The sequence below is a fragment of the Mucilaginibacter ginkgonis genome (assembly GCF_009754905.2).
Taxonomy (GTDB): Bacteria; Bacteroidota; Bacteroidia; order Sphingobacteriales; family Sphingobacteriaceae; genus Mucilaginibacter; species Mucilaginibacter ginkgonis.
On sequence record NZ_CP066775.1, the window covers coordinates 2,100,839 to 2,112,849 of the forward strand.

13 protein-coding genes are annotated in these 12,011 nt (G+C 43.1%); 1 reads left to right on the plus strand and 12 read right to left on the minus strand.

Translation table 11 applies throughout. The features are described from left to right. Nucleotides 1-5 precede the first annotated feature (5 nt). The 8 genes from GO620_RS09785 to GO620_RS09820 all read right to left on the minus strand — a co-directional run bounded on the left by GO620_RS09785 (nt 6) and on the right by GO620_RS09820 (nt 7,059). Entirely contained in the window at nt 6-884 is an 879-nt protein-coding gene (locus GO620_RS09785; protein ID WP_157526177.1) for an NAD kinase, read from the minus strand. Between the two features lie 2 nt (nt 885-886). Next, nucleotides 887-1,546: a CBS domain-containing protein gene (locus tag GO620_RS09790; protein ID WP_157526180.1), complete on the minus strand. Its 660-nt coding sequence runs from the start codon at nt 1,544-1,546 to the stop codon at nt 887-889. 12 nt (nt 1,547-1,558) lie between these two features. Next, nucleotides 1,559-2,317 (minus strand): alpha/beta fold hydrolase, encoded by a 759-nt coding sequence (locus GO620_RS09795; protein ID WP_157526182.1) that lies wholly within the window; start codon nt 2,315-2,317, stop codon nt 1,559-1,561. 109 nt (nt 2,318-2,426) lie between these two features. Then, nucleotides 2,427-2,876, minus strand: a complete 450-nt coding sequence (locus GO620_RS09800; RefSeq protein ID WP_157526184.1) for a GatB/YqeY domain-containing protein — start codon at nt 2,874-2,876, stop codon at nt 2,427-2,429. Between the two features lie 87 nt (nt 2,877-2,963). Then, entirely contained in the window at nt 2,964-3,722 is a 759-nt protein-coding gene (locus GO620_RS09805; protein WP_157526186.1) for an SDR family NAD(P)-dependent oxidoreductase, read from the minus strand. Nucleotides 3,723-3,764: 42 nt separating this feature from the next. Beyond that, nucleotides 3,765-4,502, minus strand: coding sequence for a type IX secretion/gliding motility protein PorT/SprT (gene porT, locus GO620_RS09810; RefSeq protein WP_157526188.1), 738 nt, complete (start codon nt 4,500-4,502; stop codon nt 3,765-3,767). Continuing rightward, a complete protein-coding gene (ubiE, locus tag GO620_RS09815; protein WP_157526190.1) occupies nt 4,499-5,230 on the minus strand; it encodes a bifunctional demethylmenaquinone methyltransferase/2-methoxy-6-polyprenyl-1,4-benzoquinol methylase UbiE in 732 nt (243 codons plus the stop codon). Before ubiE ends, porT begins: the two co-directional genes overlap by 4 nt. Nucleotides 5,231-5,343: 113 nt before the next feature. Then, on the minus strand, nt 5,344-7,059 hold the full coding sequence (locus GO620_RS09820; protein WP_157526192.1) for an amino acid permease: 1,716 nt from the start codon (nt 7,057-7,059) through the stop codon (nt 5,344-5,346). 72 nt (nt 7,060-7,131) lie between these two features. Between GO620_RS09820 and GO620_RS09825 the strand changes: the two genes are divergently transcribed. Continuing rightward, the gene (locus GO620_RS09825) at nt 7,132-7,788 is read left to right on the plus strand and encodes a phosphatase PAP2 family protein (protein WP_157526194.1); all 657 of its coding nucleotides are present in this window, start codon (nt 7,132-7,134) and stop codon (nt 7,786-7,788) included. Here GO620_RS09825 and GO620_RS09830 read toward each other — a convergent pair. The 4 genes from GO620_RS09830 to GO620_RS17480 all read right to left on the minus strand — a co-directional run bounded on the left by GO620_RS09830 (nt 7,785) and on the right by GO620_RS17480 (nt 11,721). After that, the gene (locus tag GO620_RS09830) at nt 7,785-8,444 is read right to left on the minus strand and encodes a hypothetical protein (RefSeq protein WP_157526196.1); all 660 of its coding nucleotides are present in this window, start codon (nt 8,442-8,444) and stop codon (nt 7,785-7,787) included. The two genes, GO620_RS09825 and GO620_RS09830, sit on opposite strands and share 4 nt — an antisense overlap. Before the next feature lie 341 nt (nt 8,445-8,785). Beyond that, nucleotides 8,786-10,492, minus strand: coding sequence for a M3 family oligoendopeptidase (locus GO620_RS09835; RefSeq protein WP_157526198.1), 1,707 nt, complete (start codon nt 10,490-10,492; stop codon nt 8,786-8,788). Nucleotides 10,493-10,606: 114 nt separating this feature from the next. Continuing rightward, entirely contained in the window at nt 10,607-11,461 is an 855-nt protein-coding gene (locus GO620_RS09840; protein WP_157526200.1) for a UbiA-like polyprenyltransferase, read from the minus strand. Beyond that, nucleotides 11,458-11,721, minus strand: coding sequence for an endonuclease domain-containing protein (locus tag GO620_RS17480; RefSeq protein WP_200231127.1), 264 nt, complete (start codon nt 11,719-11,721; stop codon nt 11,458-11,460). Before GO620_RS17480 ends, GO620_RS09840 begins: the two co-directional genes overlap by 4 nt. Nucleotides 11,722-12,011: the final 290 nt, after the last annotated feature.

Below are 12,011 nucleotides of genomic sequence, written 5' to 3' on the forward strand. Positions count from 1 at the left end.
AACGTTTAGTAATTGCGGGCATCAAGTCCCCAAAGCAATTTAGTTCTTAACGTGTTTAAATACGTTTCATTATTTAAGCGCACCAAATTGAAGTCGTAAGTGGCTTTTGTGATCTCGAATTTCATGTTCTTATCGATAACCGCAGTGTGTGAGTCGCACGATATTAAATAGTTGGCACTGCGGGTTTCTACCTCGAAGGATAGTGTGCAGCTATCTGGCAATACAATCGGGCGTACGTTTAAATTATGCGGAGACACCGGGGTAATAACTATGGTATCTGACTGTGGAAATATGATAGGGCCACCACAGCTTAGCGAATAGGCAGTTGAACCGGTAGATGTAGATATGATAATTCCATCCCCCCAATACGTGTTTAAAAATTCTCCGTTAAGGTAAGCGTGCATGGTGATCATCGCGGAGTCGTCCCGCTTGTGGAAGGTAATGTCGTTCAAAGCTACATTGTGGTCTTTAAACACATCGTTCTCAGAACTGATACACATCAGTGTGCGGCTGTCTATACTATACTCGCCTTTTAGCACGCTTTTTATAGCCCCTTCTATCTCGCCTTTGTTTACCACGGCTAAAAATCCTAGCCTGCCGAAATTTATCCCTAAAACAGGTATGCCCGAATCTTTTATCACGGATACAGTATCGAGTAGTGTGCCGTCTCCACCCAAGGTGAAGAACATATCGATATATCCTTTCAAACGTTTGTCCTTATCAAGAATGGCATATTTAAAGTTTGGAAGCTTTTGGGAAAGAAAATCGTGAAAATCCTGAGGAACATATACCTCCACATCGGTTTCGGCTAAAACCTCAAATACTTTTTGCGCATAGGGCAACGCCATATCATTAAACTGCCTGCCGTATACCGCAATTTTCATATTTATATGTTTAAGTAGTTCATCAGCGAGTCGTACCGGTCCATCGTATCATCGTCGCCGTCCGTCTGGCCAAATACAGCCTTCACATCGTAACCATATCGTACAAAGGATGCAGAAATGGCAGATAGATCAGGTTTGTTAATCTTCAATGTCATTTCCATGCGGGTAGAATCCGGGAACGACTGTAAATTGGCACTAAGTATTTTCGCATTGTCGCTTTCGACAATCTGCGCCATGTAAGCTAAAGAATTATTTATGTTAGTAACCTCAAGCACAATAATACCGCCCGGTTCCGTAACCGCAGCAAACTCTGCAAAAGAATCTACCAACGCATTTTTCGGTATCACTCCAACATATGTTTTGGCAGTAGTAAGTACAGGCAACGCGCTTATCTGGCGTTCATACATTAAGCGTACCACCTCATACAAATGCTGCTCTTCCATAATGTATGGGTTAAGCAGATCTAAGTGAATTTCGCTTAATAAGATAGTATGATCGGGCTCTGTTAATTCTTCTTCGGCAACCAAACCAAGGTATTGATCTTCATTAACCAGCGGAAGATGCCTAACCTTAAACTCAGCCATACGGTCGAGCGCCTTTTGTATAGGGTCAGTTGTCCTTAGTGGTGGTATGGCATCGTTTATCAGTTCGGCAGCTATCATAAGCCTTTCTGTTTATTTGATCGTCTCTAAAAATTTGCCCAAAAGTACATTAAACTCTTCGGGGCGTTCCATCATGGCCGCGTGTCCGCATTTGTCTATCCATTCAAGGGTTGAATTTGGCAGCAAATTATGAAATTCTACAGCCACCTCAGGCGGAGTGATCTTATCATCTCTGCCCCAGATCAACCCTACCGGAATTTTTATCTTGTGAAGGTCTTTAGCCATATTATGCCTAATAGCAGATTTTGCCATCGTCAATATTCTGATCACCTTGTTGCGGTCATTTATAGTAGCATATACGTCATCAACCAGTTCTTTGGTTGCTACCGCCGGGTCATAGAAAGTATAAGCTACTTTTTCGCGAACAAATTCATAATTCTCGCGACGCGGAAAAGAGCCGCCAAATGCGTTTTCATACAAGCCCGAACTACCGGTAAGTACAAGCGCTTTCAATCTATCCTGATGAGCCAGACTATATATCAGCGAAACATGCCCACCAAGCGAATTGCCCAGCAGAGTGATGTTTTCCAGGCCTTTATACTTTACAAATTTGTGTACAAACTTAGAAAGCGACTTAACACCGGTGGTAATAAGCGGCAGGTCATATATCGGAAGGATAGGAATTAGTATACGGTAACGGTCTTTAAACTCGTCTATTACCTTTTCCCAATTACTCAATGCGCCCATCAGGCCGTGCAGTAACAAAAGGGTTTCGCCTTTACCTTCGTCTACGTATGTGAAACCATTTTCTTCCCTAAGCACGTAACTCATAACTATTTAGAAATATTTGTACCGGATACCGTTTTAGTATAAAAAACATTACCCAACCGCCATAAAGATACTTTTAAGATTTTGAGTTGCAATAATGTTGGTAATTTATTTACGCCAGCAGCTCCTTTACAAGCTCCGAAATCGTTCTGCCGTCAGCTTGCCCTGCTAATTCTTTATTAGCTATCGCCATCACTTTACCCATGTCTTTTACAGACGCTGCACCTACCCTTAAGATCACGCCCTGAAGAAACGCTTTTACCTCGTCGCGACCCATTTGCTTTGGCAGGTAACCCTCAATAATTTCCTGTTCCTCAACTTCTATTTGGTATAAGTCATCGCGGTTTTGCGTTTTGTAAATTTCTGCCGATTCTTTGCGTTGCTTAACCAGTTTTTGCAACACTTTGATCTCTGCTTCTTCTGATACTTCTTCGGCCGCGCCCTTTTCTGTGCGTGCCAGCAGCAAAGCCGATTTTATGGCACGTAAACCTCTAAGCTTTGCCTGGTCTTTAGCCAACATTGCTTGTTTTATATCCTGGTCTATTTGTGTTGTAAGTGACATGTGTGATTGGTTATTAAGTTATCGGTTATTGAGTTATTAGATATTAAGTTTTTACTCCCTCTCCTTGGGAGAAGGCCGGGGTGAGGTCTAATTCCTATTAAACAAAGTTGCTGATGCCTGCGCCGTTGGCATTACGGTTATGTCGTTTATATTAACATGCGCCGGGCGCGATATTACAAACCAAATGGTGTCTGCAATGTCTTTGGCTATTAACGGTTCAAAACCTTCGTAAACTTTCTTTGCACGGGCCTTATCGCCTTTAAAACGAACCTCAGAAAATTCTGTCTCTACTGCGCCGGGATTCACTGAGGTTACACGTATGCCATGATTAAGCAAGTCTATACGCATGCCTTTGGTCAAAGCGTCTACAGCGTGTTTGCTGGCGCAATAAACATTACCATTTGGATAAACTTCTTTACCGGCGATAGACCCTATATTGATTACCTGCCCGCCGCGATTGTGTATCATCCAATTAGTTACAACTTTTGAAACGTAAAGCAGTCCCTTTACATTGGTATCTATCATGGTATCCCAATCCTCATAACTCCCCGCATTTATCGGATCTAAACCCTGACTAAGGCCGGCATTGTTTATCAGCACATCAACATTTTTCCAATGCGGAGGAAGGCTGTCCAGGTTCTTCACCACATCCTCGCGGTTGCGGACGTCAAAAGCGGCAATCGCCACTTCAACATTATAACCGTTATTCAGATCGGCGGCCAGCTTTTCTAAACGGTCTTCGCGGCGGCCTGTGAGTATTAGATTGTATTGCTGCGCTGCAAGCAGCTTTGCGCAGGCTTCACCAATGCCTGATGTGGCACCGGTTATAAGAGCGATGTTTGCCATAGGTTTCTAACTATCGCTGCGAAATTATGTTTTTTTATTCTGCTATTCGAAATATATGCTGAACGAGATGGCGTGCAGAAATAATTTACTGATAGGATTTGAATAGGGCGTGTTTTCGTGATAAAGTACATCCGCAAAAGAGTTACTGATCTTTATCTCGGGCGAAAACTTAAAATATTCAAAGTAGATATCACAACCGATGCCGGCTTCATATGAGCCAAAGTTACGCATGATCTGCAAAGGGCGATCTACCGGCGCAAAATCTTTTACAACCGGCTTCTTGCTAATGGCCATACTGTATTTCACGCCACCAATAAGGTAAAACCTGAAGTCGCCTAAACGGTCCGACTTGATCTTTATGTCCAAAGGAATATCGACAGATGTTGTTGAAACAGGCCTGTTTGCATTTTGCGCTTCTGTTGCATAGTTATATTGAACTGACTTGTCGGAGAAAACCAACGTCGGTGTGGTGCGCAGCTCTAAATGTTCTGTGAGGTTATAACGGGTGATAAAGCCTACGGCGAAACCCGGAGAACTGTTGGAACTCATTGACCTAAGCGAATCGGTTGCGTTTCTGCCAAGGTCTGCATCGTAAAAAGGTGCGCGCCAATTTGGGTTCTTAATGATCTTAAAATCAGAATTAATGTTTTGGAATACAAACCCGAAGCTTAAGTCGCGCGTATCGTTACCACCTCCCCAGGAGGGAACACGGTCTTGCGCGTAAACGAAAAACCTACTTAAAACCAGGAAGACGAATGTTAAGTAAGCGCTTTTAATCATTTAACTCCGGTGTAGATAGAACAGATACCAAACGTTAATGATCTGTGTTTGGTATCGCGGTAACCTACCTTGTCCATTAAAGCGGTAAAATTTTTACCATCGGGAAAAGCAGCAACAGACTCGGGCAGATATGAATAGGCCCTCGAATCTTTTGAAAATAACTTCCCAATACCCGGCGTGATATAATGGAAGTAGAAATTGTAAAGCTGTTTGATGGGAAAACCTTTCGGCTTCGAAAATTCCAGGATAACGGCCTTACCACCCGGTTTTAGTACGCGCAGCATGTCGGCGATACCGGTTTCCAGGTTCTCGAAGTTACGCACCCCATAAGCCACGGTAACAGCATCGAAAGTATTATCCTCGAATGGTAATTTTTCAGAATCACCTTTCTTGACATTAAATATGTCGGACAAACCACGTTTCCCGATCTTTTGCTGAGCAATGTTTAACATTCCTTGCGATATGTCGACGCCTGTAACTTCTTGTGGCTTCAATATCTTTATTGCTTCGAATGCGAAATCGCCGGTACCGGTGGCAACGTCCAGGATATGTGCAGGCTTTGATGCCCTTAGTTCGTTAATGGCCTTTTTTCGCCAGATGATATCAATTCCTAAAGAAAGAAAGTGATTAAGAAAATCATACGTGCCCGATATGTTATTGAACATATCTGCCACCTGTTCTTTTTTTGTTGATTGAGGAGTATTGTAGGGGGTAACCGTATTAGCCATTGCGGCAAAGATAATGGTTTAGTTTATCTACGTTTTGTCATTCTGAATGAAGTGAAGAATCTTATGCGCAACGCCCTTTTGCAAAAAATGAGTCGTCGCGCCAAGTATAATAACTAAATCCTTCCCGACAACTTGCTGTTCTTAAATCCGTAAAAGAAATAGATCACAAGTCCTATTACCAGCCAAATCACAAACCTGGCCCAATTAGTTGCGCTTTCTTGCGCCATTAAGTAGAAACAACTTAATAAGCCTAATACAGGAATAAGAGAATAGCTTTTTACGAAAGTGAGGATGGTAACAACAATGGCGACGACCAAGAATATGATCATCGGCACACCTTCAGATGTCATTAACTGGGTAAAGTAACCCGGTGCAAATTTTAATATGCAGCCTAAAATGATGATGAATGCTAGCGGCACAATATACTTACCATTAACATAGGGCACTTTAAACTTGGCGTATTGATCGTTCTTTTTATCACTATTGAGCATTAACACACCGCCGCATACCAAAACAAAGGCGAACAAAGTGCCAATGCTTGTCAGCGCTAATACCACATCAAGGTTTAAAAACAATGCCGGTATTGCCACTACCAGGCCGGTTACTACTGTGGAAAAAGATGGCGTATGATATTTTGGATGTATACGCGAGAATATTTTAGGCAATAAACCATCCCGGCTCATACTCATCCATATGCGTGGCTGTCCTAACTGATAAACCAGCAATACTGAAGCAATTACAACTATTGCACTAACGGATATAACTCCGGCTACCCAGGTAGCAGCCTTAGAATGCTGGTCTTCAAACACGAAGGCCAATGGGTCCGCCACGTTTAGCTTGGTATAATGGCTCATGCCGGTGAGCACCAGTACTAACACGATGTACAGGCCAGTACAAATAAACAGCGTATTGAACATAGCTTTCGGCAAGTCGCGCTGAGGGTTTTCGCATTCTTCTGCAGTGGTGGATATAGCATCGAAACCGATATACGCAAAGAATACTGCAGAAACACCTTTCATAACTCCGGAAAAACCGTTAGGCATAAAGTTGCTCCAATTACCCGGATCTACATAAAAAGCACCTGCTATGATCACCACAACGATGATCCCTAATTTGGTAATCACCATTATGTTATTAGCCCGCTTAGATTCACGGATCCCTATGTAGACAATATAGCTGATGATGGCTACAATAAGCAGCGCCGGGAAATTCATAATTAACTTGATACTGTCACCACCGGGCGCGGTAGTCCAGGCATCGTAAGCATACTTCATTCCTGCATCAAGCTTGGCTGGGGACCCACCTTTGCTGATAGCTTCCTGCGCATGCAGGTAACCTGTATGCGCCGACACATAATCCATTGTAAGCCAGCCCGGCAAGTGAACGCCGAAACCCGCCAAAACCCTTACAAAATACTGGCTCCAGGATATGGCAACTGCGATGTTACCAATGGCGTATTCCATCAGTAAATCCCACCCTATTATCCAGGCAAATATTTCACCAAAGGCGATGTATGAGTAGGTATACGCGCTGCCGGCAACCGGTACTGCCGAGGCAAACTCGGCATAGCAAAAAGCTGCAAAACCGCAGGCAATTGCGGTAAAAAGGAACAATAAGGTAACGGCAGGACCACCGTGGTAGCTTGCAGAACCAATAGCTGTAAAAACGCCTGTGCCAATAACCGCTGCAATACCTAAAAACGTAAGATCTTTAACCTTTAAAGAACGCCTGAGTGCATTTGGGCCCGTGTGCTCTGCATCACTAAAGCCTTGCTCTGCATCTTGCAAGATTTTCTCGATAGATTTTTTTCGAAATACGTTATCAGACATTTAATTTGATTAAGCAGGCAGTAAACATAGCCATTTTTTCTGAGCCGATACCGTAAATGCTTAAATTGCGCCATGAAAATGCCCCTCCACGTTGTTCTGCACAAGCTTAGATTTTTCTTTATTCCTTATTTGATCATCCTTACCATTTGTCTGATCATTAAGCTTACAGAATCGCGGGAGGACATCTACTTTCTGGTAAATAAACACCACAATATTTTTGGGGATTACTTTTTTAGCTATGCTACCGACTTTGGCAGCGGTTTAGCCGTTCCGGTCATCGCCTGCATTTTGCTTTTTTACAGTTACCGCAATGCTTTCTTATTAGTGAGCAGTTTTATACTGACGGTGATCGTCAGTCAGGCAATTAAGTTTGCTTATCACGCACCCAGGCCAACCATGTATTTTAAGGCACAGATAGGCAAACTTTACCTGGTAAAAGGCATACACATGCTCAGTTGGAACAGTTTTCCATCCGGCCATACTGTACAGGCTTTTACCTTAGCTACGGTGCTAACTTACATCACACCGAATAGATGGCTGGGTTTTGTCTACCTGTTAGTTGCCATTTTTATAGGCTATTCGCGCATGTACCTAAGCCAGCATTTTTTCGAGGATGTAACCGCCGGGTCTATGATCGGTGTGATGTGTACGGTTATGTGGATCACATTTATAGATGGCAAAGAGTTTTTGCACACCAAAAAATGGACCCGCGGTTCGCTGCGCGGCTAATCTTTCTTTTTCTTCGGGCGGAAAATGAGCCACAATACCAATGCGATTACCAGCACTCCGGCCACAATGATGATAGTTTTAAGCGTAGTGCTCATGCCGGTGAACCTACCGTACATGGAGTACTGATCCGAGCCATCAAAAGTTGGTGCAGTTTTAATAGAAGCGAAGAACGCGTCAGCTTCTTTTTTGGCGATGTCTTTACGCGCCTCGGTATATACAAACTGGAAGGTATAGGTTGTTGGTTTGGTATACAATATCCTGAACCTTCGCAGCTGCACACCTTCGGCATCGCTGGTGGTGCTCAGGATGAAATCTCTTACCTCAACATTGTTTACAATAGTATCTTTATCATTAAGGATTACGGCTTGCTGGTTGCCTACACTCTTTTGTAATTTGCTGATGTATTCCTTAAAGACCTTGTTGAGGTCCTTCTCTTTCTTTAATACCTTCCCCGGCGGATTTGGCGCTTTAATAACCAGCACATACCCTAAAGATGCCGTGCCCGAATAGATAGTTTGGCCTAATGTATCTTTTTTTTGAAATTCTGTTGGGAGTGAAACGGTAACAAGGCTATCTATTTTTACAGGCTTAAGGTCCTGCGCCTGGGTTGCAACGGCTGCTATGGTTAAATAAAAAACTATCAGTAATTTTTTCATAGCTGTTATAACCTCAGAATTACCAATAGGTTTTAATCTTAAAAGGAGTGCAGTTGTTATGTTGGCCCGAAAATTTACAATTGGAGAAAGCGGTTTTACTATAAATTCTGTGATTCAAGGTTACGGGTGTAACACGTTACACTTTCCCCACTAAAAACTGACTTATTAGTATCTGACGGTATAATGTCAGCACTGTAAGTGACTGATTATCAAAAAGGCATGACCATGTCAGTGTTTCATACTTGTCAAAATTCGTGAAAAACTGTTTCATGTTTGTAACACCTGTTACAATGGCATTATCATGTCACCCAAGGCCAAATAACTGCTAATCGATCACGTCCTTAGTCGCTCAATTTATCAAGTTCCGATTTTACGAAGCCAACCAATTCTTTTACATAATCAGCACTAAAATCGAACCTGATCCCTGCGGTCTCGTAAATCTCCTTAATGGTTTTGGTGTAACCCAGTTTTAGTGCATCAAGGTACTGAGAAAGTCCTTTCTCAGGGTTTTCTTTATAATTTTTCCAAACGGCGATAGCCCCTAATTGTGCCATACCATATTCTATATAATAAAACGGCACCTCGAAAATGTGTAGTTGCTTTTGCCATAAGTTAGCTTCGGCATCTGCATGATCGCTCCAGTCTGCAAAACCCGCCCCGAAACTTTCGTAGATCTGTACCCACGCTTCCCGGCGCTGCTGGTCGTTATGATCTGGGTTTGTATAAATCCAATGCTGAAACTGGTCTACAACCGCCACCCATGGCAGCGTCTTAATTACATCGATCAACTGGTCGCGTTTAGCACGCTTCAACTCTTCGGGGTTATCAAAATAAACATCCCACTTGTCCATAGATATCAATTCCATAGACATGGATGCCAGTTCGGCAACTTCAGACGGGCAATGTTTAAAGTCGTTCAATTCCAGGTCGGCAGTTAAAAAAGTATGTACGGCATGGCCGCCTTCGTGTACCATCGTCGTCAGGTCGCGGAAGGTATTGGCAGAGTTCATGAATATGAAAGGCGCCCCGGTTTCTGCCAATGGGTAATTGTAGCCGCCCGGTGCTTTACCTTTACGGCTTTCCACGTCAAACAAACCGTTTTCTTTCATGATCTCTAAACGCTCGCCCAAATAAGTGCCAATGTTATTGAAGCAACGAATGGATTTATCGATCAGCTCGGCACCACTACTAAACGGTTTCAAAGGCATCTGGCCGGATGTATCTACATCCATGTCCCAGGGCTTTAAAGATTCCAGACCCAGTGCAGCCTTGCGTTTCTCGGCCTGTTCTCTTACAACCGGTACTACTTCCAATTGTATCGCTTCGTGAAAAGCATAGCAATCTTGCGGGGTATAATCAAACCTGCCCAACGCCTGGAACATGTAATCTCTAAAGTTTTCAAACCCGGCATTAAGCGCAACTTTATGGCGGAGGGTACGCAGCAGGTCGAATAGCTTATCCAGTTCAAATTTGTCCTGTAAGCGGCGCGCGGTAATCTTGTGCCAGGCCTCTTCACGTTTTTCGCGGTTAGGATCCTTAAGGATAGCGCCGGCCTGTTCGAGTGTAAATTCCTTATCGCCAATGTGAACAGACATGGCGCCTGTGATTGATTGGTACTTTTGCTGCTCTACCTGGATCTCTGTCTGGATAGGAATGTTCTCCTCCCTGAACAATTCGAGCGACTTTTTAACGCCGCGCAGGTAAATGAAATATTTATCGTGATCAAGCTCATTAAAAAATTCACTGTCTACCAGTTTCTTATTTAAGTCGTTGCTGTAGGGTGCAGTCTTTGGTTCTATCTCGGTAGCGAAATATTGAAAATCCTGCAGTAATTGTTCGCTGGTGGTATCACAGGTCATTTTAATATAGCGCCACGCGAAGTTTTCCTCAAGGGCAGCTTCAAATTCACTTCTGTCGCGGAGCCACTGTTCGAGTTCTGATACCGAATTGATCTGCCTGTCGCGTAATTCTATTAAAATAGGTTCCAGAGCTTCCCATTTCATTTCGAGGCCGGCGGGGATATAGTGTTTTTCTTTTTTAAGGATCATGGTTAGATGTGCAGATTATTAATGTGCAAATATGCAGATTAAGTAATGATCTTTAATATAAGCTTAACTGCTCATCATCCTATCTGCATATTCGCATATTTACTCATTTGCGCACTACCGCACCCAAAGCCTGTCTGCTAAAAAAAGTACCGCGAAAACAACGCTTGCAATACCGTTAGTGGTCATGAAGGCGAAGTTTACCCTACTAAGATCATTCGGCTTAACAAGGCTATGCTGATAGACGAGCATACTACAAAACACCACGATCCCAACATAATACGCCGGCCCCACCTGAATTACCAGTACAGGCAAAATAATGAATATGGCAGATAGCACATGCAAGAACGACGATAACCGCAGCGCATTCACTTTACCCATTTTTGCGGGGATGGAATGCAGGTTTTCCCCACGGTCAAAGTCTTCATCCTGTAAAGCGTAGATCACATCAAAGCCGCTTACCCAGCAAAGCACAGCAAGCGAGAAGAATAGTGGTGGCAGGTCAAATTTCCCGGTCACCACCAGGTAGGCCCCTATAGGTGCCAAAGACAAACCTAATCCTAAAACCAAATGACAAAGAAAGGTAAACCGTTTGGTGGCACTGTAACCTAATACTACCAGAAGCGCCACAGGGGCCAGGTAAAGACACAGCGGATTAATATACCAGGTAGTTATTAAAAAGAACAGGCAATTAACGATGGTAAATGTCAAAGCCGCCCGCGGACTTATTCTTCCCGACGGTATATCACGCACTTTGGTACGCGGGTTTTTAGCATCAATGTCCCTATCCAGAAAACGGTTAAATGCCATTGCCGAATTACGAGCAAACACCATACACAGTACCATCAGCAGCAACTTCTGCCATGAAAATATAGCATTGGTTGTTGTTACCGCCAGAAAGAAGCCAATAAAGGCAAACGGCATGGCAAATATGGTATGCGAAAATGTCACTAAAGAGAAGTATTTTTTCATGTATAAGTTAAGTTCCCTTCATGAGAGGGGTTAGGGGTATGTTTATAAGATTGATGTCCTAAAATGTAAGTTTCAATAGTTCTTATAACATTGTCTATATCATCTCGAACCTCTGACTCGTCAAATCTCATGATGATTAGATTATGTTCTCGCAGAAGCGCATCACGCAAATTATCCTCATTATATTTTTCTTCAGAACCATGATAGCGACCATCCAATTCGATTACCAAATCTAATTCATTACAATAAAAATCGACAATGTAATCTAATAATGGCTTTTGCCTGTGAAAATCAAATCCATAATTGCTTTCCGCTTAAATGTTTCCACAGTAAGATCTCTCCCGGCGTGCTATCATTCCTAAGTTTTCTGGCGAGCACTTTGAGACGATGATCGTATGGAATGATTTTTCTCAATTTCAACTATCGCTTTAAATAACACACCCCTGCCAACGCACTGCCTCGTACACCCCCTCTCAAGAGGGGATAAATCTCAATTGCTTACTTCCCCTCTTGAGAGGGGTTAGGGGTGTGTTTGTAAGTTTGGTATCCT